The sequence below is a fragment of the Streptomyces sp. NPDC059010 genome, from assembly GCF_042740355.1.
Lineage (GTDB): Bacteria > Actinomycetota > Actinomycetes > Streptomycetales > Streptomycetaceae > Streptomyces.
In genome coordinates, this window is record NZ_JBHYJA010000005.1 from 149,759 (window position 1) to 171,961 (window position 22,203).

Sequence of the window (22,203 nt, forward strand, 5' to 3'; positions counted from 1 at the left end):
CCCGGGGGCCCGGCGGCGTCGGCCCCGCGCCGCCCGGCCCCACCTTGCCTACCCTGGAGATGTGGCCCGCCCCAACGACGAGGTCGCCGCGCTGCTCCAGGAGTACGCGGACCTGATCTCGATCACCGGAGGAGACGCGTTCAGGACGCGTACCTACGAGAAGGCCGCCCGGGCGATCGGCGGCTATCACGCCGACGTGTCCACGCTCGACGTCAAGGGCCTCAAGGAGATCCCGAACGTCGGCAAGTCGATCGCCGAGAAGGTGGTCGAGTACTTCTCCAGCGGCAGCGTCTCCGCTGTCGAGGAACTGCGCGCGAAGATCCCCGCCGGGGTCCGGCAGCTGACGGCCATCCCCACGCTCGGCCCGAAGAAGGCCCTCGTCCTCTACGAGGAACTGGGCATCTCCACCACCGAGGAGCTCGCCGACGCCATCCACGAGGAGCGGCTGCGCGACCTGAAGGGCTTCGGGCCGAAGACGGAGGAGAACATCCTGCACGGCATCGGCCTGCTGAAGTCCTCCGGCGACCGGGTCCTGATCGATGTCGCCATGAGCCTCGCCGAGGACATCGTCGCCGAGATGTCGCAGGTCACCGGGGTCGAGCGCTGCGCCTACGCCGGATCGCTGCGCCGCGTCCGCGAGACGATCGGCGACATCGACATCCTCGTCGCGTCGAAGAAGCCGACGCCGGTCATGCGGGCCTTCACCGAGCTGTCGTACGTCTCGGAGGTCATCGCACACGGCGAGAAGAAGACGTCGGTCCGCACCGACAAGGGCCTCCAGGTCGACCTGCGGGTCGTGCCGCCGGACTCCTGGGGCGCGGCGATGCAGTACTTCACCGGATCGAAGGCGCACAACATCCGCACCCGGGAGATCGCCGTCCACAAGAAGCTCAAGCTCTCCGAGTACGGGCTCTTCGACACCGAGACCGGCGACAAGATCGTCTCCAAGACGGAGGAGGACGTGTACGCCCGGCTCGGCCTGCCCTGGATCCCGCCCACCCTGCGCGAGGACCGGGGCGAGATCGAGGCGGGACTGCGCGGTGAGCTGCCCGAGCTGGTCCAGGAGCGGGACATCCGGGGCGACCTGCACACCCACACCGACCTCACCGACGGGCTCGCCCCGCTGGAGGAGATGGTCGCCGCGGCCGCCGAGCGCGGCTACGCCTACTACGCGGTCACCGACCACGGCCCCGACATGGCCATGCAGCGCATGACCGACGAACGCATCCTGGCCCAGCGTGAACGCGTCCGCGAGCTCGACGGGGAGTACGGCAAGCGGGGCGGACGGGGCGGCATGCGGGTGCTGCACGGCGCGGAACTGAACATCGGCCCCGACGGCGACGTGGACTGGCCGGCGGAGTTCCTCGCCGGGTTCGACCTGTGCGTGGCCTCGGTGCACTCGCACTTCAACCAGGGGCGCGAGGCGCTGACCCGGCGCATCGTCCGTGCCTGCGAGAACCCGCACGTCCACATCATCGGCCACCCCACCACCCGCCTCCTCGGCAGACGGCCCGCCATCGACGCCGACCTCGACGCGATCTTCGCCGCCTGCGCCCGCACCGGCACCGCCCTGGAGATCAACTCCCACCCGGACCGGCTCGACCTGCGCGACGAGGACATCCTGCGGGCCCGGCGGCACGGCGTGCGGTTCGCCGTCGACAGCGACGCCCACGCCGTCCCCCACCTGGCCAACCTGCGCTACGGCGTCGGCACGGCGCAGCGCGGCTGGCTCACCAAGGACGACGTGATCAACACCTGGCCGCTGACCCGGCTGCGGCGCTTCCTGGAGAAAAAGTGACCCGGGGGCCTACAGGAACGGCGTCCCCGGATCGAGCCCGGACAGGACCCGGCCGTAGATCTCCAGGTTGGTCGCGGGATTCACGAACGAGTGCAGACTCAGCGCGTGCAGATCGCGCACCGCCCGCTGCATCGGCACCTCCCGGTGCAGCGACGACGCCCCGGACGCGGAGCCCAGCAGATCGACGGCCTCCTTGCACAGCCGTGCCACATAGCCGCTCTGCGCCCGGATCCTGGCCCGCTCCTCGGGCGTGTACGGCTCGCCGGACTCGGCCCGCGACTCGATCAGGGCGACGAACTCGGCGGTCAGCAGCTCGGCGCAGGAGATCTTCATGGCCGCCTCGGCCGCCTGCAGATGGGTGACCGTCGCCTCGTTCTGCCGCTGGTGGAAGGTGTACGTGATGCCCCGCCGGTGGCTGCGCTCGGTGAACTCCGCCAGCGCCGAGCGGGCCAGACCGAGCGCGTTCGGCGCCGTCCACGCGCAGAACAGCAGCGGGACGGGCATCCGGTAGAACAGGTCGTCGGCGTTGGCCTTCGAGGGGAACCCGCCCGCCAGCAACGGCCCGACCGGCAGGACCCGGTGTGCGGGGACGACCACGTCCCGCGCCACGACACTGTTGCTGCCACTGCCCGCAAGCCCCGACACGTACCAGTCGTCGAGGATCTCCAGCTCGGCCATCGGCACGGCAGCCCACAGCACCTCGGGCGGACCCTCTTCGGCTTCCGACTCGACCCGGACCGTCAGCAGATGCCAGTCGGCGTCGTGGCAGCCGGTGGCGAAGCCCGACGTGCCGTTGACGACGTAGCCGCCGTCCGACCGGACCGCGGTCGCGTCCGGGATCAGGGTGCCGCCCACCCGGACGTCGGGGCTGGTGAAGATCTCGTCCTGCGCCTCGTCCGGGAAGAGCGCCGCGATGTAGGAGCAGCCGGCCTGGATCAGCGTCTTGAACGCGGTCGAGCCGCACGCCGCCGCGATCTCGGTCACCGCGTCCACCTGGGTGCGCAGCCGGCTCTGGTAGCCGCCGTAGCGCCGGGGGACGTTCATCCGGTGGATCCCGGCCTCCGTCAGCGCCGCGGCGACCTCCGGCGCCACCCGCCGCTCCTGTTCGGTGCGCAGCGCGTGCTCGCGGACGAGAGGGCGCAGAGCGCGTACACGTGCGACCAGATCGACGTCGGTTCCAGCTGGCGCCATGGATGACCTCCCGGGCACGACGGGTCCTCAGAGCCTGTGAAGAAACCCCCGCCTGCGCCCTACGGGCGGACGACGGGGGTTTCTTCACAGGCTCTCACCGTGACGCGCTTCCCGTGCGCTGTCAACGGCCTCTCCGGGGGCTGGAGTTGAAGCCGTTCGCCGTGTGGCGCCGCTCGTGATCTTCGTCCGTTTGAGCGGCGGCGGGGAAGGGGAGCGTGCGGGAGGCGGGCCGGGTCGTCCGGGTCAGGCTTTGCCCATCTCGCCGCAGAGGGGTTGTCCTGACATTCCGTCCCTGCCTAGGGTCAGCTTCGTAGTGCAAGCGCTTTCTGGTGCGGGCTGTCCGCCGGCCGTCCGAGGAGAACTGCATGTCCCCAAGTCCCGCCCGCCGCCGCGTCGCCGTGATCGGCACCGGCGCCATCGTCAGCGGAAGCCATCTGCCCGCGCTGAGACACCACGCGGACCGGGTGGAACTGGTCGCCGCCGTCGATGTGGACCAGGCCCGGCTGGACGCCTTCCGGCAGCTCGCGGGCGAGGAGGTCGCCGGGTACACCTCGACGGAGGCCATGCTCGACGCCGTACGCCCCGACCTGGTGCTGATCGGCACGCCGCCGTCGCTGCACCGGGAGCAGACCATCGCGGCGCTCAAGGCGGGCGCCTGGGTGCTGTGCGAGAAGCCGCTGTGTCTGTCGCTGTCCGAGTACGACGACATCGCGGCGGCCGAGGAGGCGTCGGGGGCGTATGCGTCGGTGGTGTTCCAGCACCGCTACGGCTCCGGTGCCGTGCACGCCCGGGAGCTGATCGCCGGCGGTGAGCTGGGCGCCCCGCTGGTGGCGCACTGCCAGACGACCTGGCACCGCGACGCCGCGTACTACGCGGTGCCCTGGCGCGGACGCTGGGCCAGCGAGGGCGGCGGGCCGACGATGGGGCACGGCATCCACCAGTTCGACCTGCTGCTGCATCTGCTCGGCCCCTGGTCGGAGATCCGGGCCATGGCCGCGCGGCTGGTCCACGACACCGAGAGCGAGGACGTCTCGACGGCTCTCGTACGGTTCGAGAACGGCGCCATCGCCACCGTCGTCAACAGCGTGCTCTCCCCGCACGAGGTCAGCCGTATCCGCATCGACTGCGCCGACGCGACGGTCGAGCTCACCCACCTGTACGGCCACCGCAACGACGACTGGGTCTACACCCCGGCCCCGCACGTTTCCTCCGAGCGCGCCACCGCCTGGCGCACCCCCGCCACGGACGTGCCCAGCTCGCACACGGCCCAGCTCGGCGCCCTCCTCGACGCCTACGACAACGGTGTCCGGCCGCCCGGCAGCGGCCCGGACGCGCGGGGCACCCTGGACTTCGCCGCCGCCCTCTACAAGGCCGCGTTCACGGACAGCACGGTGCTCGCGGGGGAGATCGGGCCGTGCGACCCCTTCTACCCGGCCATGCACGGCGACGACCCCCACTGGGCCCCCAAGGAGCGCGCATGAGCATCCGCGTCACCCACGCGCACGGCGACCACGTCGCGGTCACGGCCGCGAACGGCACCGAGATCCTGCGGTACGTCTACCGTCCCGACCCCGACGCGTTCGAGTCCCGCAAGCCCTACGCCCACCCGGTGCGCACCCTCGCCGGGCACACCGTGACCGGCTACCGGCCCAGCGACCACCGCTGGCACAAGGGCCTGCAGATGACCGCGAGCCATCTGTCCGGCCAGAACTTCTGGGGCGGCAACTGCTACATCCACGGCGAGGGCTACCTCCCGCTGCCCGAGCGCGTCGGCTCGATGCGGCACGACGGCTTCTCGCTGTTCACGGCCGACGAGGACCGGCTCGCCTTCACCGAGGAGCTCACCTGGGTCGAGAACGGCGGCGAGGAGTGGGCACGCGAGGTGCGCGGGCTCACCGTCCACTCGGTGGACGAGGCGGCCGGCGCCTGGGCCCTGGACTGGTCGATCCGGCTGACCAACCTCCGAGCCGAGCCCCTGGCCTTCGGCTCGCCCACCACGGCGGGCCGCGAGATGGCCGGCTACACCGGACTCCAGTGGCGCGGGCCCCGCGACTTCACCGGCGGCACGGCGTTCGGACCCGACCTCGACGGGGGAGCGGGCGCGGACGCGGGCAAGCTGATGGGCACGCAGGCCCCGTGGCTCGCGTTCACCACCGAGCACGACGACGTCGACGGGCACTCCACACTCGTCTTCGCGCACGCCCCCGAGAACCTGGACGAGCGGTCCGCGATCCACGAGTCGCACTGGTTCGTGCGCTCCGAGCCGATCCCGACGGTCGCGTTCTCCTGGGCGTTCTTCGAGGAGTTCGAGCTGCCGCCCGGCGAGTCCTTCGTCTACCGCTACCGGGTGGTCTTCGCCGACGGGGCCTGGGACCGGGAGCGGGTGGGCGCCCACCTGGAGGGGCTGCCGTGGTGAAGCCGGAGCTTCCGCACCCGCTGCCCGGCGCCGTCGGTCTGTCCCACCTCAGCGCCTACGACTGGGAGGCCGCCGACGGGGTGTGCGGCGGCAGCCCGCATCTGCACCTGGTGTGCACCGAGGCGTACGTCGTGACCGGCGGCCGGGGCGCGGTGCAGACGCTGAGCCCCGACGGCTACCGGGACATCCCGCTGGAGCCGGGCTCGGTCGCCTGGTTCACGCCCGGGACCGTGCACCGGATGGTCCAGGGCGGCGATCTGCGGATCACCGTGCTGATGCAGAACAGCGGGCTGCCCGAGGCCGGGGACGCCGTCTTCACGTTCCCGCCCGAGGTCCTCGCGGATCCGCAGCGGTACGCGGCCGCGGCCACGCTGCCGCCCGGCACCGGCCCGCAGACGGCCGCCGCCGCACGCCGCCGCAGGGACCTCGCCGTCGAGGGCTACCTCGCCCTGCGCGAGACGCTCGTCGCCGGGGACGACGGGCCGTACCGGGAGTTCCAGCGCGCCGCCGCCCGGCTGGTGCGTGCCAAGGTGCCGAACTGGCGGGAGCTGTGGCGGGCCGGCGCCCTGGCCACGGCCGAGCGCACGGGCGCCCAGCTCGACGCGCTGGAGGCGGGGGAGCCGGCGTACCTGACCGACGCGACCGCGCACGAGACGGCGCCCACCCGGCTCGGCGGCTTCGGGATGTGCGGCCGCCGCGACGAGTACAACCTGCCCGGGACGACGCTGCCGTACGGCGGCGAGTAGCAGATCAGGGGGACCGAGGGGGGCCAACGCAAAGCCCGAGGAGAGGAGAGGTGACCTCGGTATGCCCGGACACAGGACAAAGGGGTTCTGCGTGTCGGCCGCCGCACTGGCGCTCTGCGTGGTGCTGGCGGGCTGCTCAGGATCCGGGGAGTCGGTCGGCGGCGGGAAGGTCGTGCTGCGCTACACATGGTGGGGCAACCCCGACCGCGCGGAGCGCACCGAGCAGGCCCTCGCCCTGTTCGAGAAACAGCATCCGGACATCCGGGTGCAGACGTCGTTCTCGGCCTACGAGCCCTACAAGCAGAAGCTCGCCACCCAGGCCGCCGGCGGTGACGCCCCCGATGTGATGCAGCTGGACTACCGGCAGATCGACCAGTACGCCTCCGGCGGCGTCCTGCTCGACCTCGCGCGGCAGAAGGCCGTACTGCGCACCGATCAGATCGACGCGGGCCTGCTCGCCACCGGCCGGCTGGGCGGCACGCAGTACGCGATCCCGCAGGGCCGCGGCACCGAGACCGTCGCCTACGACGTCAAGGCGTGGCAGGCGAGCGGAGTGCCGCTCCCCGGCAAGAGCTGGACCTGGACCCAATGGGCCGACGCCATGCGCGAGTTGGCCGAGAGGACTGGCAAGCCCGGCGCCACCGACCCCGGCCAGAGCGAGGACTGCTTCGAGGTCTGGCTGCGCGGCCGGGGCAAGTCCCTCTACACGAAGGACGGCGGCCTCGGCTTCACCTCCGACGACCTGACCCGCTGGTGGACGTTCACCGACGGGCTCCGGCGCGAGGGCGTCGTCTCACCGGCCGAGCAGACGACCCAGATCGACGGTTCGGTCGAGAACACCCCGCTCGGGCGCGGCGAGGCCGCCTCCGACGCCAACTGGGACGCTCCGGCCAGCGGTTTCCTCGCCCTCATACCGAGCGGTGTCGCGCTCGCGCCCATGCCGTCGGGGGAGGACGGCACCCCCGGGCAGTACTTCAAGCCGTCGATGTTCCTCGGCGTCGGCGCCAACACCGCTCACTCCGAGCAGGCCGCCCAGCTCGTCGACTTCCTCATCAACGACGCGCAGGCCGCGAAGATCCTCGGCGCGACCCGCGGCATCCCCGCCAACGACGCCATCCGCGAGGAGATCGAGCCGCAGCTCAAGGACTTCGACAAGACGATCGCCGCCTATCAGACGTCCCTGGAGGGCACCCTCAGGCCCCCGCCGCAGGCGCCGCCCTCCGGTGACAACGCCCTGCAGACCACCTTCCAGCGCGACTACGACCAGGTGTCGTACGCGCGCATGTCGCCCCGCGAGGCGGCCGAGAACTACGTCACCGAGGCGAAGGCGGAGCTGAGGTCATGACCACCACCACGATCCGCACCGGTAAGAAACCCGCCACGACCGCCACCGCGAAACGCCGCCCCAGGCGCGAACACCAGGGCCCCGCCTGGGTGTTCCTCTCCCCATGGGTGCTCGGCGCGATCGTCCTGACCCTGCTGCCGATGGCCGTGTCGCTGTACCTGTCGTTCACCGACTACGACCTGTTCAACGCGCCGCGCTGGGTGGGCCTGCGCAACTACGTCCAGATGTTCACCGAGGACCCGCGCTACTGGCGGTCGGTGCTGACCACCGTGACGTACGTCGTGATCGCCGTGCCGCTGCAACTGGCCCTCGCGCTGGCCGTCGCCCTCGCCCTGAAGTCCATGAAGCGCGGCAAAGGGTTCTACCGGTCCGCGTTCTACGCCCCTTCCCTGCTCGGCGCGTCGATGTCCATCGCGCTCGTCTGGCGGGCGGTCTTCAACGACGGCGGAACGGTGGACCACCTGTTCGGCACCGGCGGCTGGGTGAACCGGCCCGGCTGGGCGCTGCTCGCCGTGGCACTGCTGACGGTGTGGCAGTTCGGGGCGCCGATGGTCATCTTCCTCGCCGGACTCCAGCAGATCCCGGCCGAGCTCTACGAAGCGGCGGCGGTCGACGGGGCCGGGAAATGGCGGCAGTTCCTGTCCGTCACGGTGCCCATGCTGTCCCCGGTCCTGTTCTTCAACCTCGTCCTCCAGACCATCCAGGCCTTCCAGGTCTTCACACCCGCCTTCGCGCTCAGCGCGGGCAAGGGCGGCCCCGCCGACTCGACCCTCGTCTACACCCTCTACCTCTACGACCGCGGCTTCGTCGCCTCCCACATGGGCTACGCCTCCGCTATGGCCTGGGTGCTGCTGATCGTGATCGGCGCCGTCACGGCGGTGCTGTTCCGCACCTCGCGCTCCTGGGTCTTCTACGCCTCCGAGGGGGACCGATGACGACAACTGCCGTGATCCGCAAGCCGGTTCGCCGGGGGCGGGTCGTCCTGCACCTCGGCTGTCTGGCCGCCCTGCTGGTGATGCTCTACCCGCTGGCCTGGCTGCTGGCGACCTCGCTCAAGCCGGCCGACGAGGTCATCGCGAGCCTGGACCTGCTGCCCCGCCATCTGGAGTGGTCGAACTACTCCACGGCCCTGGACGGCGTCAACGACGTGTCCATCTGGCGCCTGTTGACCAACTCGCTGCTGATCGCGGGCGGCGCGGTCCTCGGCAACGTGATCAGCTGCTCGCTCGCCGCCTACGCCTTCGCGCGCCTGCGGTTCCGGTTCCGGGGGCCGCTGTTCGCGTTCATGATCGCCACGATCATGCTGCCGCATCACGCGGTGCTGATCCCGCAGTACATCATCTTCAACCAGCTCGGCCTGGTGAACACCTACTGGCCGCTGATCCTGCCGAAGTTCCTGGCGACGGAGGCCTTCTTCGTGTTCCTCATCGTGCAGTTCATGCGCGGTCTGCCGCGTGAGCTGGAGGAGGCGGCCCGCATCGACGGCTGCGGCCCGTTCCGCAGCTTCTTCCAGGTCGTCCTGCCGCTCACCCGTCCCGCGCTGATCACGACCGCCATCTTCACCTTCATCTGGACCTGGAACGACTTCTTCACCCAGCTCATCTACCTCTTCGACCCGGACAAGTTCACGCTCACGCTCGCCCTGCGGTCGTTCGTGGACGCCTCCAGCACCTCGGCGTTCGGCCCGATGTTCGCGCTGTCCGTGATCGCGCTGCTGCCGATCGTGCTGTTCTTCCTCGCCTTCCAGCGCTTCCTGGTGGAGGGCATGGCCAGCTCCGGGCTGAAGGGGTGAGCGGGATGCCGGCACGTGAGGCGGGCGAGGTGTTCGGCCCGCGCATGGCCCTGTTCGCCGACGTACTGAGCGTCGGCCTCGCCACGGCCGTGGCCGGTCTGCCCCTGCTGACCGCCCCGGCCGCGCTGTCGACGGCGTGCGCGGTGCTGCGGGGCGCGCGGGAGGACCAACCGGCCACCGCCGGGCGGTACTTCGCGCTGCTACGGCGCCGACTGCGGGCCGGCGACCTGGCGGCGGGCGCCCTCGCACTGGCGGGTGCGCTGCTGCTGGCCGCCGATCTGGCGCTGGCCGGGGCGGGGCTGCCGGGTGCTCCGGTGTTCGCGGTGACGGCCGCCGCGATCGGCGCGTGCGCCGCGGTCGTGGGCCTCAGGGCCTGCGCCCGCCCCGAGTCGCTCACCGACTGGCGGACGGCCGTAAGCGAGGCCGCCCGGGACGCCGTCCAGGACGTGGGCGGCAGCGGCCTGGTGCTGCTCGCGGTGGCGACCGCCGTCCTGTGCTCCTGGATGCTGGTGCCGCTCGCCTTCCTCGCCCCGGGGCCGTTGGCCCTGGCGCTGACCGCCGTTCATGTCCGACGGACCGTCATGTCCAAGAGTTAAGAGCGCATTGGGGCACTGGCGGTGTGAAGGTTGGTTGGCGCGTCAATCATCTTGTCATGAACCTGCGATCCGATGGGCGGGTCGCAGTCTCATGGAGGTGTGCCATGCACCGCAGACTCGCCACCGCACTGACCGCCTCGGCCTTCGCCCTCCTCACCGTCCTCGGCGCCGCCTCGGCCGCCGAGGCCGCCCCCGCGGACAAGCCCCAGGTCCTCGCGGGCTGGACCCAGACCAGCGCGTCCAGCTACAACGCCTGGGTCGCCGCCCGCGGCAACCAGTCCGCCTGGGCCGCCTACGGCTTCGACTGGTCCACCGACTACTGCTCCTCCTCGCCCGACAACCCCTTCGGCTTCCCCTTCGCCACGTCCTGCGCCCGCCACGACTTCGGCTACCGCAACTACAAGGCGCTGGGTACCTTCAGCGCCAACAAGGCGCGTCTCGACAGCGCCTTCTACGAGGACCTCAAGCGTGTGTGCGCGGGCTACGGCGGGGCGACGAAGTCCGCCTGCAACAGCACCGCCTGGACGTACTACCAGGCCGTGAAGGCCTTCGGCTGAGAGCAGCGCAGCGCGGAGGGGGCGCCGCGCGAGCGGCGCCCCTTCCGTCCGTGGGTGATCAGACCGTGGGCGATCAGTCCGCGGCCCGGAACGAGCGCAGCCGCAGCGAGTTGCCCACCACGAACACCGACGAGAAGGCCATGGCCGCCCCGGCGATCATCGGGTTGAGCAGTCCGGCCGCGGCGAGCGGCAGGGCGGCGACGTTGTAGGCGAAGGCCCAGAACAGGTTGGACCGGATGGTGCCGAGCGTCCTGCGGGCGAGCCGGATGGCGTCGGCGGCGACACGCAGGTCACCGCGGACCAGAGTGAGGTCGCCGGCCTCGATCGCGGCGTCCGTGCCCGTGCCCATCGCCAGTCCCAGGTCGGCCTGGGCCAGGGCGGCGGCGTCGTTGACCCCGTCGCCGACCATCGCGACCGAACGGCCCTCGCCCTGAAGGCGCTTGACCACATCGGCCTTGTCCTGCGGCAGCACCTCGGCGACGACGTCCTCGGGCGCGATGCCGACCTCGCGGGCCACCGACTGGGCGACGGCCGTGTTGTCGCCGGTCAGCAGGATCGGGGTGAGGCCGAGGGCGCGCAGCCGCCGTATCGCCTCGGGGCTGGTCTCCTTCACCGCGTCGGCGACCTCCAGCACCGCCCGTGCCTCGCCGTCCCAGGCGACCGCGATGGCGGTACGACCGGCAGCCTCGGCCTCGGCCTTGGCTCGCCGCAGATCCTCCGGCAGCTCCATCGCCCACTCCGCCAGCAGCCGCTCCCGGCCCACGAGCACCGCGTGGCCGTCGACCACGCCCTGCACCCCGAGACCGGGCACGTTCGCGAAGTCCTCCGGCGTCGGCAGCGAACCCAGCTTCTCCAGCGCCCCGTCGGCCACGGCACGGGCGATCGGATGCTCGGAGGCGTGCTCCAACGCGCCCGCGAGACGCAGCACTTCGGCCTCGTCGGTGGTGCCGGCGCTGTGCACGGCCAGCAGGGTCATCCGCCCCGTGGTCACGGTGCCCGTCTTGTCCAGGACGATCGTGTCGACCTTGCGCGTGGACTCCAGCACCTCCGGACCCTTGATCAGAATGCCGAGCTGCGCGCCCCGCCCGGTGCCCACCATCAGCGCGGTCGGCGTGGCCAGCCCCAGCGCGCACGGGCAGGCGATGATCAGTACGGCGACCGCCGCGGTGAAGGCGGCCGCCACACCAGCGCCGTTGCCGAGCCAGAAGCCGAGGGTGCCCAGCGCCAGCGCGATCACGACCGGCACGAAGACGGCGGAGATCCGGTCCGCGAGCCGCTGCGCCGCGGCCTTGCCGTTCTGCGCGTCCTCCACCAGCCGGGCCATCCGGGCGAGCTGGGTGTCGGCGCCCACCCGGGTCGCCGCCACGACCAGGCGCCCGCCCGCGTTGAGCGTCGCGCCGGTGACCGGGTCGCCCTCGGCCACCTCGACCGGCACGGACTCGCCGGTGAGCATCGAGGCGTCCACCGCCGATGAACCCTCGACGACGGTCCCGTCGGTGGCGATCTTCTCGCCGGGGCGCACCAGGAAGCGGTCGCCGACCTTCAACTCGGCCACGGGGACGGTCCGTTCGGCGCCGTCCGCACCCAGCACGGTGACGTCCTTGGCGCCCAGTTCCAGCAGCGCCTTCAGTGCCGCGCCCGCCTTGCGCTTGGAACGGGCCTCGAAGTAGCGCCCGGCCAGGATGAAGGCGGTGACTCCGGCGGCCGCCTCCAGATAGATGTTCCCGGAGCCGTCACCGCGCGAGATGGTCAGCTCGAAGGGGTGCGTCATGCCCGGCTCGCCCGCCGTGCCGAGGAACAGCGCCCACAGCGACCACAGGAACGCGGCCGACGTGCCGACCGAGATCAGCGTGTCCATGGTGGCCGCGCCGTGTCGCAGATTGGTGAACGCCGCCTTGTGGAAGGGCCATGCGGCATACGTCACGACGGGCGCCGCCAGCGTGAGCGACAGCCACTGCCAGTACTCGAACTGCAGGGCCGGGATCATGGCCATCGCGACGACGGGCACGGCCAGCGTCACCGCCGTGACCAACCGCTGCCGCAGCGGCCGTAGTCCGTCGTCCGCGTCGGTGTGTTCGGCCTCGTCCCGCTCGGGCGGCGTCGGCTCCTGCGCGGTGTAGCCGGTCGCCTCGACGGTGGCGATCAGGTCCTGGACGGAGACGTCAGCGTCGTAGCTGACCTTCGCCTTCTCGGTGGCGTAGTTGACGGTGGCCGTCACCCCGTCCATCCGGTTCAGCTTCTTCTCGATGCGCGCCGCGCACGAGGCGCAGGTCATGCCGCCGATGGCGAGCTCTACCTCGGTGGTGGGGCGGGACGCGGTGGTGGTCATCGCTGCTCCTCGTGCGGGTGGGCCCGGCAGCCCGGTGCGGCCGGGCCCGGGCGGTTCGGGACGGGTCAGGCGGCGCGGCCGGTCAGCTCGTAACCGGCCTCGTCCACGACCTCGGCGATCACGGCGTCGTCGGGCTCGCCGGCGCTGGTGACGGTGACCCGGCCGGTCGCGAGATCGACGCCGACCTCGGTGACGCCGTCCAGCTCGCCTATGGCCGTGGTGAGTGTGGCCTTGCAGTGGGCGCAGCTCATACCGGAGACGGCGTATGTGGTGGTGGCCATGGGTTCCTCCTGAGAAACGGGGTCCGAAGCAGAGTCGGAAACGGGCGAAGCGTGGTCCGAAGCGGGCCGGATGCGACCCGCATACGGGGTGGGGGTATCCTTCCCGGTGTCCATGTATACCCCTAGGGGGTAGTCAAGGCAAGCTCGGGATCAGGTTGACTTGATACCCCCCAGGGGTATGGTGAAGTGCATTGAAGGACCGTATCGAGCAATCGACCCGCAGGAGACCGTCATGCATGCCGGACTGAGGATCACGGCGTTCGCCGCCGCACTGGCCGCGACCTTCGGCACCGCCTACGGCGTGGGCCAGGGCATCGACCCCGTGGTGAAGGACCCCGCGCCCGCCCGCCACGAGAGCCACGGTGAGGCGTCGCCCGAAGCGGAGGGGGCGGGCGGCCGTGGTGCGCAGGAGACGGCGGCGGCCGGCGGGCTCCAGATCTCCGAGGGCGGCTACACCCTCGACCTGCGGACCCCGAGCGTCACCGCCGGCAAGCGCTCCGACCTGAGCTTCGTGATCCGCGACAGCGGCGGTCGCGCCGTCACCGCGTTCCAGCGCGAGCACGACAAGGAACTGCACCTCATCGTGGCCTCACACGACCTGGCCACCTACCGCCATCTGCACCCCGCCCGCGCCGCCGACGGCACCTGGAGCACCCCCGTCGACCTGCCCCGCGCCGGCGGCTACCGCGTCTTCGCCGACTTCACCCCGGCGAAGCAGGACGCCGGGAACCTCGTCCTCGGCACGGACCTGGCGGCGTCCGGCTCCTACGACCCGCAGAAGCTGCCCGCCCCGAACACCACCGCGAAGATCCACGGCTACGAGGTCCGCCTGGACGGCGGTCTGCACCCGGGCAAGGAGAGCGAACTCAAGCTGAAGGTCAGCCGAGACGGCCGCCCGGTCACCAACCTCCAGCCCTACCTGGGCGCCTACGGACACCTGGTGGCCCTGCGCTCCGGCGACCTCGCCTACCTGCACGTCCACCCGGGCGGCGAACCCGGCGACGGCAGGACGAGGCCCGGCCCGCAGATCTCCTTCGCGGCCACGGCACCGAGCAGCGGTACATACCGCCTGTACCTCGACTTCAAGCACGAGGGCCAGGTGCACACTGCGGCGTTCACGGTCCGCGCCGGTGCCGGGGCGACCACCGCAGAAGCGCCCGCGCACGACGACGGGACCGAGGGGCACGGGCACTGAGCGGCGCGGGGCACGGCGGGGCACAGACGCTTGGGCGTTCAGCGCACTCAGAGCACTCGGAGCGCTCAGATCCGCCCCGCCCGTCGCTGCCTGCGCAGCAGCAACCCCAGGTACACCCCGCCGACGACCGCGGTCACCACGCCGACCGGCAGCTGGGCCGTCTCGTGGACGTGCTGGGAGGCGAAGTCCGCCGTCACCACGAGGAGGGCGCCGGTGCAGGTGGCCGCGAGGAGGTTCGGGCCGGGGGCCCGGGTGAGGCGTCGGGCCAGCTGGGGGGCGATGAGGGCGACGAACGGGATGGGGCCGGCCGCGGCGGTGGCCACCGCGCAGGCCGCCGTGGCCAGCACCAGCAGCACGAACCGGGTCTGCTGGACGGGCACTCCGAGGCCGCCCGCCACGTCGTCGCCCATCTCCAGGATCTTCAGCCTGCTCGCGACGAGCGCCACCAGCGGCAGCACGACGAGCAGTCCGAGCGCGGCCGGGCGGACGTCCGCCCAACTGCGGCCGTTGAGGCTGCCGTTGAGCCACACCATCGCCTGCGCCGCCTGGGTGAAGCGGGCCTTGGCGAGGAGATAGGCGTTCACGCCCTGGAGCAGCGCGCTCACCCCGATGCCGACCAGCACCAACCGGTAGCCGTGGATGCCCTGCCGCCAGGCCAGCAGATACACCAGGATCGCGGTCGCGAGGCCCCCGCCGACCGCCCCGACGGCGATCTGCCCGCCGGTGCCGCCGACGAGCAGGACGACCAGCAGGCCCCCGGTCGCCGAGCCGTAGGTGAAGCCCACGATGTCGGGGCTGCCCAGCGGATTGCGGGTCAGGCTCTGGAAGAGGGCACCGCTCAGCCCGAGTGCCGCGCCGACCAGGATGCCGGTCAGCAGCCGGGGCAGCCGGAGGTCGTTGATGACGAAGTCGGTGCGCGGGCTGCCGTTGCCCAGCAGCGTGCGGACCACGTCCGCCGGGGAGATCGTGTACTCGCCGGTGCCGAGCGCCAGGACGCCGGCTCCGGCGGTCGCGGCGAGCACCAGCAAGCAGACGGTGGCCGCGCGTACGTCCACCCGCAGGGAGATGCGGTGCGAGCGGCTCCGTACGACATGTGCGCGGGTGCGCGGACCGGTGCGGGCCGGCGTCGGAGTCGGTGCCGGGGCCTGGGCCGTCATCCGGTCACCGCCCTGCGGTAGCGGACCAGGGCGATGAACACCGGGGCGCCGACGACCGCCGTGACCACGCCCGCGTCGAGTTCGTCGGGGCGGACGACGACCCGGCCGAGGACGTCCGCGAAGAGCAGCAGGGCCGGTGCCAGCAGCATCGACAGCGGCAGCGTCCAGCGCTGGTCGGCCCCGACGATCATGCGCGCGATGTGCGGGACGGCGAGGCCGACGAAGACCAGCGGCCCCACGGCCGAGGTCGCCGCGCCGCACAGCACCGTCATGGCGGCCAGGCCCAGGAACCGCGTCCGGTCCACATGGGCGCCCAGCGCCCGGGCGCCGTCGTCGCCCAGCGCGAGCGCGTTCAGCGGCCGGACCAGCGCCAGCGCCAGCACCAGGCCGACCACGACGAACGGCGTGATGGTCGTCAGCGTCCCGCTGTCGGCCCGGGCGAGCGACCCCACGCTCCAGAACCGCAGTTGGTCCAGCGCCTGCGCGTCGAGCAGCATCAGCGTCTGGCTGATCCCGGTGAACACGGCCGCGATCACCGCACCGCCGAGGGCCAGCCGCTCCGGGGTGGCGCCGCCCCGGCCGCCCGAGGCCAGCGAGTACACCAGCAGACCGGCGACGACCGCACCCGCCATGGCGAACCACACCGACGCCCACAGGCTCGTGATGCCGAGCGCCGTGATGGACAGGACCACTCCGGCGGCGGCGCCCGCGTTGATGCCGAGCAGCCCCGGATCGGCGAGCGGGTTGCGGGTGAGCGCCTGGATGAGCGCACCCGCGACACCCAGCGCGGCACCGGCCGCGATGCCCGCCAGGGTGCGCGGCACCCGGACGTCCCAGATCACCGAGGCCGCCGTCGACCCGTCGTCGTGGCGCAGCGCGTCGACCACGACGTCGAGCGGCAGCGCGCGCGAGCCGATCGCGAGGCTGAGCATGGCGGCGACGACCAGCAGGAGCAGGGCGCCGGCCACGGCCAGGGTGCGAGTGGAGCCGCGGCGCCCGCGGGGCTGCTTCTCCGTCTGTACGTCCGCCTGTACAAGTGGGGCCGTCCCGGCCTCAGTCGCCACCGGTGCCCTCCGCGCGGAGGCGATCGGCGATCAGCCGGCCGAGCGCCTTCTTGTCGATCTTGCCCACCGAGGTCCGAGGGAAGGTATCGATGACCTCCACCCGGTCGGGGAGCTTATACGCGGCGACCCCCCGCTCGGTGAGAAATGCCGCCAACTCCAGTTTCCCCGGGGCCTGTTCGCGCGGGACGAGATAGGCGCAGGTGCGCTCGCCCATCGTCTCGTCGGGCATGCCGACCACGGCAGCGTCGTGCACGCCCGGGTGGGCGAGGAGGTGGTTCTCCAGCTCCTCGGCGGAGATCTTGTCGCCGCCCCGGTTGATCTGGTCCTTGGCCCGGCCCTCCACGACCAGATGCCCGGAGGGCAGGATCCGCACCAGGTCGCCGGTGCGGTAGTAGCCGTCGGTCGTGAAGGCGCGGGAGTTGTGCTCGGCGGCGCGGTAGTAGCCGCGCAGGGTATAGGGGCCGCGGGTGAGCAACTCGCCGCTCTCACCGGACGGTACGTCGCGGTCGTCCTCGTCCACCACGCGGAGCTCGTCGGCGGGGGACAGCGGGCGGCCCTGGGTGCCGGTGACCAGCTCGGGCGGATCGTCGAGCCGGGTGTAGTTGAGCAGGCCCTCGGCCATCCCGAACACCTGCTGGAGCGTGCAGCCGAGGGCCGGTTCGACGCGGGCCGCGGGCTCGGCGCCCAGCTTGGAGCCGCCGACCTGGAGCAGGGCGAGGGAGGTGAGGTCGGCCTCCTCCCACTCCACCGCGTCCAGCCACAGCAGCGCGATCGGCGGGACCACGGCGGTGGCGGTGACCTGCTCCCGTTCGATGAGCTCGAAGGCGTCCTCCGGGCTCGGCGTGGGGGAGAGCACGACGGTGCCGCCCGCCAGCAGTGTGCCCAGCAGTCCGGGGCAGGCCAGCGCGAAGTTGTGCGCGGTCGGCAGCACCACCAGATAGACGGTGTCGCGGTCGAAACCGCAGACCTCGGCGCTCGCACGGACGTTGTACGCGTAGTCGTCGTGGGTGCGCGGGATGAGCTTCGGCTTGCCGGTCGTGCCGCCGGACAGCAGCAGTACGGCCACATCCCCGGGGTCGCGCCCGGGCAGCGGGGACGGTTCGGCGTCCACCTTGGCCAGCGCCGTGAACTCGGCGGCGTCGCCCGCCACCAGGATGTGCTCGACACCGGGTACGGCCTTGCGCAGGGCCCTGGCGAGTCCGCGGTGGTCGAAGCCGTCGTGCAGATCCGGGATCGCGTACGCTGTCGCGCCGGCCACCTCGGCGACATGGACGATCTCGCTCTCGCGATGTGCGGGCAGCGTGAGCACGGGTATCGCACCTGCCCTCAGCAGTGCGAAGAACAGCACCACGAACGCGTCGGTGTTGGGCAGCTGGACCACCACCCGGTCGCCGTCCCCGATGCCGAGCCGCCTGAGCCCCGCCGCCATGCGGTCGGCGCGCAGGTCGAGTTCGGCGTACGTCCACCGGTTGCCGTCGGCGTCCACGAGCGCCGTCCGCGTCGGCTCGCGCTCGGCGCTGTCCGTGAGCAGCCGGTCCAGTGGCCGCCCCTCCCAGTAGCCCTCCGCGCGGTACTTCTCGGCCAACAGGTCCGGCCAGGGCACCCAACCGTCGAGCATGCTCAACTCCCGCCTGCTGTTTAGGAAAGGCTTGCCTAATGAATCAGCGCGGTCAAGCCTGGGGGTGTGATCTGGACGGCGCCGCGCTGCGGCGGCTAGGGTCGGTACTGATTAGGTTAGGTTAACCTAAGTCCAGGGAGGTAGGTCCTTGCTGCGTTATCGGAGCGCGGAGACGGAACTGCCGGGAGACCCCGTTCAGTTGGCGGCGAAACTGGCGGAGTCGGGCTTGTTCGACCAGTACGTGATCTACGAACAGAACGGCGACGTCTGGTTCGCCGGAGGGGCGCTCGGCGAGATCCTGGTCGGCCGCTCCGAGATCCGCCGCCGATGGCTCGACGAGGAGACCGTGGCCCCGCTCGGGCCGCATCCGCTGCGCCAGGTCCACGAGAACCTCGGGCGGATGGGCGTCGAGGGCTGGAACGCCTACGGCTGGATGGCCTTCGAGTTCTCCCACCTCCACGCCGGCCGCCCCGACCGCGCGGGCGACGACGACCTGCTCCATCTGCTCGTCCCGCACAGCGAAGTCAGGCTCGGTCGGAACACCGCCCTCGTCCGCAGCGCGGACCAGGAGACGCTGGACGCGCTGCTCGCGTTACTCGACCGCGCCGACGCGCACCCCAGCGCCGTACCCCGCCCCATCGACGTGTCGGACACCGAGAGCCGCTACCCGGACATGGTCGCCCAGGCCATCGAGGAGATACGGACGTCCGACCTCCAGAAGGTCATCCTCTCCCGCTCCGTCGACGTGCCCTTCCCGGTCGACTTCGTCGCCACCTACGTCCACGGACGCTCGCACAACACCCCCGCCCGCTCCTTCCTGTTGAGCCTCGGCGGACGCCGGGTCGCCGGATTCAGCCCCGAGACCGTCGCCGAGGTGAGCGCGGACGGCGAGGTGGTCACCCAGCCGCTCGCCGGCACCCGGGCCCGCGGCTTCGGTGAGCGGGAGGACGAGCGGCTGCGCGCCGAACTCCTCGCCGATCCCAAGGAGATCTCCGAACACGTGCTGTCCGTCAAACTCGCCGAGGAGGAGATGGCCACCGTCTGCCGCCCGGGCACGGTCTCGGTGCGCGACCTGCTGAGCGTCCGCAGACGCGGCAGCGTGCAGCACCTCGGCTCCAGCGTGCACGGTCAGCTGGCCGACACGGCCACCGCCTGGGACGCCCTGCGCGCGGTGTTCCCCGCCGTGACCGCCTCCGGCATCCCCAAGGGCCCGGCCTACGACTGCATCGCGCGGCTGGAGAAGGAACCGCGCGGCATCTACAGCGGGGCCGTACTCCGGGCCGGCGGCGACGGATCCCTCGACGCGGCCCTGGTGCTGCGCAGCATCTTCGAGGAGGACGGCCGCACCTGGCTGCGGGCCGGCGCCGGGATCCTCGCCGGGTCGACTCCGGCCCGGGAGCTGGAGGAGACCTGCGAGAAACTGCGCAGCGTCGCCCCCTACGTCGTTCCCGCACAGGGTTAGGGGCGCGCGTGCGACTGGGAGAAGTGGTCGTCGACGTAGCGCCGTTGCGCTCCAGCAGGGACTTCAGACTGATCTTCGCCACCCAGGCGATCTCCATGGTGGGCACCCACCTCACCTCGGTGGCGGCCAGCCTGCAGATCTACACCCTCACCGGCTCGTCGGTCCAAGTGGGCCTGATGAGCCTGGTGCTGGGCCTGTCGCTGCTGGTCGGGCTGATCACCGGTGGCCTGCTCGCCGACCGGGTCGACCGGCGCCGGGTCATGCTCGTCACCCGGGCCGTGACCGCGATCGTGATCGCGGGGCTCGCGGTGAACGCGGCGCTGCCCGACCCGCAGGTGTGGTTCGTCTTCGTGGCGGCCGTGCTGGCGGGCTTCACCGCCGGGCTGGGCGGACCGGCCCTGATGGCCGCGACGCCCGCCCTGGTGACCCCCGGGCAACTGGCCGCCGCCGGCGCGCTGACCACCCTCACCGCCCAGCTCGGCGGCATGGTCGGGCCGTCCCTCGCGGGCGTGATCGCGGCCGGGCCCGGCGTCGCCTGGTGCTTCGCCATCGACGCGGCCATATACGTCGTGGGACTGGCCCTGCTCGCACCGCTGCCGAAGCTTCCCCCCGAGGGATCGGTCGAGGCGCAGCATCCGCTGAAGGCGATGGGGGAGGGGCTGCGCTTCCTGCGCGGCAACCAGGTGGTGGCGGGACTGCTGCTGATCGACGTGTGCGCGGTGGTCTTCGCGATGCCGTACGCGCTGTTCCCCGAGCTCGGTACCGAGCACTTCGGCGGCGGACCGTCCACCGTCGGACTGCTCTACACCGCGCCCGCGGTCGGCTCCTTCTTCGGGGCGCTGACCAGCGGGTGGACCGGCCGGGTGCACCACACCGGACGGGCGCTGATCGGCGCGGTCGCGGTATGGGGCGTGGCGATCACCTGCTTCGGCCTGAGCCCCAGCCTGGGGTTCGCGCTGGTCTTCCTGGCCCTCGCCGGCCTCGGCGACACCGCCTCGGAGATCCTGCGCCGCGCCCTGCTCCAGCACTACACGCCGGACCGGCTCCAGGGCCGCGTCGGCAGCCTGTGGCTCGCCCAGGCCACGGCCGGGCCCTCCGTCGGCAATGTCGAGGCGGGCCTGGTGTCCAGGGCGCTCGGCTCGTCCAGTGGGGCCGTGGTGGTCGGCGGACTGGTCTGCCTCGCGGGCGTCGGGGCCCTGGCCCTGGCCATGCCGGGGCTGCGCAGGGCCACGCTCAGCAGGCCTCCGGACGCGGACGAGGACGACCGGGCGGCGCCCGCTGAAGCGTCCCCGGCAGCCGACTGACACAGCCTCGGACGACAGGGCGGTGAACCATGCCGAGCGCGCGGATCAACGGAATCCGGCTGCACTACGAGGACACCGGCCACGGCGATCCGGTGGTCCTGGTGATGGGCCAGGGCGCCGCGGGCCGGGCCTGGCACCTCCACCAGGTGCCGGACCTGGTCGACGCCGGATACCGGGTCGTCACCTTCGACAACCGCGGCATCCCACCGACCGACGAGTGCCCGGACGGCTTCACCGTCGAGGACCTGGTGGCCGACACGGCCGGCCTGGCCGAGCACCTCGGCCTCACGCCGTGCCGCTTCGTCGGCGTCTCCATGGGGGCGTACGTCGTCCAGGAACTGATGCTGGCCCGGCCCCGCCTCGTCCGGCAGGGCGTACTGATCGCCACCCGCGGCCGCACGGACGCACTGCGCGCCGCGATGGCCGAGGCCGAACGCGCCCTCCACGACAGCGGGTTGGAGCTGCCACCCGCCTACACCGCATGGATCCGCGCCCTGCAGAACCTGTCACCCGCCACCCTGGACGACGAGCGGCAGGTCCAGGACTGGCTGGAGCTCTTCGAGTTCTCACCGCAGCCCCAAGGGCCCGGCGTACGGGCCCAGTTGGACCTTGAGATCCCGGACGGCCGACTGGCGGCCTACCGGGCGATCGACGTGCCCTGCCTGGTCGTCGGCTTCGCGGACGACGTGGTCCTCCCGCCGCACCTGGGCCGCGAGGTCGCCGACGCCATCCCCGGCGCCGTCCACCAGGAGATCAAGGGCTGCGGGCACTACGGCTACCTGGAACGCCCGGACGAACTGAACCGGGTGCTCCTGGAGTTCTTCCGCGACCGTCCTTCCCCACCCGGCGAAGTTAATTTAGGTTAGCCTCACCTAAGTAGTCTCCCCAGGGGGTCATGGTGCACCGCACCTTGCTGAACGGCAAGATCCACCGAGCCACCGTCACCCAGGCAGACCTGCACTACGTGGGATCCCTGACGATCGATCAGGACCTCATGGAGGCCGCCGACATCGTCGAGGGCGAAGCGGTCCAGGTCGTCGACATCGACAACGGCGCCCGGCTCACCACCTACGCCATCACCGGTGACCGCGGCAGCGGCGTCATCGGGATCAACGGCGCCGCCGCCCATCTCGTCCACCCCGGTCACCTGGTGATCATCATGTCCTTCGCCGCGCTCCCCGAGTCCGAGCGCGTCACCCACCGGCCCAGGGTCGTCCACGTCGACAAGGCCAACCGGATCGTCGCGCTCGGCGCCGACCCCGCCGAACCGGTACCGGGCGCGGCCGACCAGTTCACCGGCGCCTTCACCCACGTCGCGCCACATCCGTCCGGCGAGCAGGAGAGGAACTGAG

The 22,203-nt window shown here is 71.8% G+C and carries 20 protein-coding genes; 14 read left to right on the forward strand and 6 right to left on the reverse strand.

Annotated elements, in window-relative coordinates:
• The first annotated feature begins 61 nt into the window (after window positions 1–61).
• Window positions 62–1,798: a DNA polymerase/3'-5' exonuclease PolX gene (polX, locus tag ACFWYS_RS06985; protein ID WP_384764469.1), complete on the forward strand. Its 1,737-nt coding sequence runs from the start codon at window positions 62–64 to the stop codon at window positions 1,796–1,798.
• 9 nt (window positions 1,799–1,807) lie between these two features.
• Here the strand turns inward: polX and ACFWYS_RS06990 are convergent, their stop codons facing one another.
• The gene (locus ACFWYS_RS06990) at window positions 1,808–2,989 is read right to left on the reverse strand and encodes a flavin-dependent monooxygenase (protein WP_384764471.1); all 1,182 of its coding nucleotides are present in this window, start codon (window positions 2,987–2,989) and stop codon (window positions 1,808–1,810) included.
• Window positions 2,990–3,354: 365 nt separating this feature from the next.
• Between ACFWYS_RS06990 and ACFWYS_RS06995 the strand changes: the two genes are divergently transcribed.
• The 8 genes from ACFWYS_RS06995 to ACFWYS_RS07030 all read left to right on the forward strand — a co-directional run bounded on the left by ACFWYS_RS06995 (window position 3,355) and on the right by ACFWYS_RS07030 (window position 10,441).
• On the forward strand, window positions 3,355–4,470 hold the full coding sequence (locus ACFWYS_RS06995) for a Gfo/Idh/MocA family protein (RefSeq protein ID WP_384764473.1): 1,116 nt from the start codon (window positions 3,355–3,357) through the stop codon (window positions 4,468–4,470).
• Window positions 4,467–5,405 carry a PmoA family protein gene (locus tag ACFWYS_RS07000; RefSeq protein ID WP_384764475.1) on the forward strand — a complete coding sequence of 313 codons (939 nt, stop codon included), beginning with the start codon at window positions 4,467–4,469 and terminating at the stop codon, window positions 5,403–5,405. Before ACFWYS_RS06995 ends, ACFWYS_RS07000 begins: the two co-directional genes overlap by 4 nt.
• Window positions 5,399–6,151: a cupin gene (locus ACFWYS_RS07005; protein ID WP_384764477.1), complete on the forward strand. Its 753-nt coding sequence runs from the start codon at window positions 5,399–5,401 to the stop codon at window positions 6,149–6,151. Before ACFWYS_RS07000 ends, ACFWYS_RS07005 begins: the two co-directional genes overlap by 7 nt.
• A 61-nt stretch (window positions 6,152–6,212) precedes the next feature.
• The gene (locus tag ACFWYS_RS07010; RefSeq protein WP_384764479.1) at window positions 6,213–7,496 is read left to right on the forward strand and encodes an ABC transporter substrate-binding protein; all 1,284 of its coding nucleotides are present in this window, start codon (window positions 6,213–6,215) and stop codon (window positions 7,494–7,496) included.
• A complete protein-coding gene (locus ACFWYS_RS07015; RefSeq protein WP_384764481.1) occupies window positions 7,493–8,431 on the forward strand; it encodes a carbohydrate ABC transporter permease in 939 nt (312 codons plus the stop codon). Before ACFWYS_RS07010 ends, ACFWYS_RS07015 begins: the two co-directional genes overlap by 4 nt.
• Window positions 8,428–9,288, forward strand: a complete 861-nt coding sequence (locus ACFWYS_RS07020) for a carbohydrate ABC transporter permease (protein WP_384764483.1) — start codon at window positions 8,428–8,430, stop codon at window positions 9,286–9,288. Before ACFWYS_RS07015 ends, ACFWYS_RS07020 begins: the two co-directional genes overlap by 4 nt.
• A gap of 5 nt (window positions 9,289–9,293) precedes the next feature.
• Complete coding sequence (locus tag ACFWYS_RS07025) at window positions 9,294–9,884, forward strand: hypothetical protein (protein ID WP_384764485.1); 591 nt, start codon at window positions 9,294–9,296, stop codon at window positions 9,882–9,884.
• 104 nt (window positions 9,885–9,988) lie between these two features.
• Window positions 9,989–10,441 (forward strand): phospholipase, encoded by a 453-nt coding sequence (locus ACFWYS_RS07030; RefSeq protein ID WP_384764487.1) that lies wholly within the window; start codon window positions 9,989–9,991, stop codon window positions 10,439–10,441.
• Window positions 10,442–10,514: 73 nt separating this feature from the next.
• Here ACFWYS_RS07030 and ACFWYS_RS07035 read toward each other — a convergent pair whose 3' ends face one another.
• Together ACFWYS_RS07035 and ACFWYS_RS07040 are read right to left on the reverse strand one after the other, a co-directional pair.
• Window positions 10,515–12,770: a heavy metal translocating P-type ATPase gene (locus ACFWYS_RS07035; protein WP_384764489.1), complete on the reverse strand. Its 2,256-nt coding sequence runs from the start codon at window positions 12,768–12,770 to the stop codon at window positions 10,515–10,517.
• Window positions 12,771–12,835: 65 nt separating this feature from the next.
• On the reverse strand, window positions 12,836–13,051 hold the full coding sequence (locus ACFWYS_RS07040; protein ID WP_384764491.1) for a heavy-metal-associated domain-containing protein: 216 nt from the start codon (window positions 13,049–13,051) through the stop codon (window positions 12,836–12,838).
• 232 nt (window positions 13,052–13,283) lie between these two features.
• Between ACFWYS_RS07040 and ACFWYS_RS07045 the strand changes: the two genes are divergently transcribed.
• On the forward strand, window positions 13,284–14,246 hold the full coding sequence (locus ACFWYS_RS07045; protein WP_384764493.1) for a hypothetical protein: 963 nt from the start codon (window positions 13,284–13,286) through the stop codon (window positions 14,244–14,246).
• Between the two features lie 65 nt (window positions 14,247–14,311).
• Here ACFWYS_RS07045 and ACFWYS_RS07050 read toward each other — a convergent pair whose 3' ends face one another.
• From ACFWYS_RS07050 to ACFWYS_RS07060, 3 genes are read right to left on the reverse strand one after another with little or no spacing between them, the layout of a single operon-like run.
• Entirely contained in the window at window positions 14,312–15,403 is a 1,092-nt protein-coding gene (locus ACFWYS_RS07050; protein ID WP_384764494.1) for a FecCD family ABC transporter permease, read from the reverse strand.
• Entirely contained in the window at window positions 15,400–16,467 is a 1,068-nt protein-coding gene (locus tag ACFWYS_RS07055; protein WP_384764496.1) for a FecCD family ABC transporter permease, read from the reverse strand. The genes ACFWYS_RS07050 and ACFWYS_RS07055 overlap by 4 nt, the downstream gene beginning before the upstream one ends.
• Window positions 16,457–18,085 (reverse strand): (2,3-dihydroxybenzoyl)adenylate synthase, encoded by a 1,629-nt coding sequence (locus ACFWYS_RS07060; RefSeq protein WP_384764499.1) that lies wholly within the window; start codon window positions 18,083–18,085, stop codon window positions 16,457–16,459. The genes ACFWYS_RS07055 and ACFWYS_RS07060 overlap by 11 nt, the downstream gene beginning before the upstream one ends.
• A 148-nt stretch (window positions 18,086–18,233) precedes the next feature.
• Between ACFWYS_RS07060 and ACFWYS_RS07065 the strand changes: the two genes are divergently transcribed.
• Genes ACFWYS_RS07065 through panD form a run of 4 tightly spaced genes read left to right on the forward strand, consistent with a single transcriptional unit; the run spans window position 18,234 to window position 22,202 of the window.
• Window positions 18,234–19,547, forward strand: coding sequence for a salicylate synthase (locus tag ACFWYS_RS07065; RefSeq protein WP_384764501.1), 1,314 nt, complete (start codon window positions 18,234–18,236; stop codon window positions 19,545–19,547).
• Between the two features lie 8 nt (window positions 19,548–19,555).
• A complete protein-coding gene (gene entS, locus ACFWYS_RS07070; protein ID WP_384764503.1) occupies window positions 19,556–20,851 on the forward strand; it encodes an enterobactin transporter EntS in 1,296 nt (431 codons plus the stop codon).
• Window positions 20,852–20,880: 29 nt separating this feature from the next.
• Window positions 20,881–21,717: an alpha/beta fold hydrolase gene (locus tag ACFWYS_RS07075; RefSeq protein ID WP_384764505.1), complete on the forward strand. Its 837-nt coding sequence runs from the start codon at window positions 20,881–20,883 to the stop codon at window positions 21,715–21,717.
• 29 nt (window positions 21,718–21,746) lie between these two features.
• Window positions 21,747–22,202, forward strand: coding sequence for an aspartate 1-decarboxylase (panD, locus tag ACFWYS_RS07080; RefSeq protein WP_384764507.1), 456 nt, complete (start codon window positions 21,747–21,749; stop codon window positions 22,200–22,202).
• Window position 22,203: the final 1 nt, after the last annotated feature.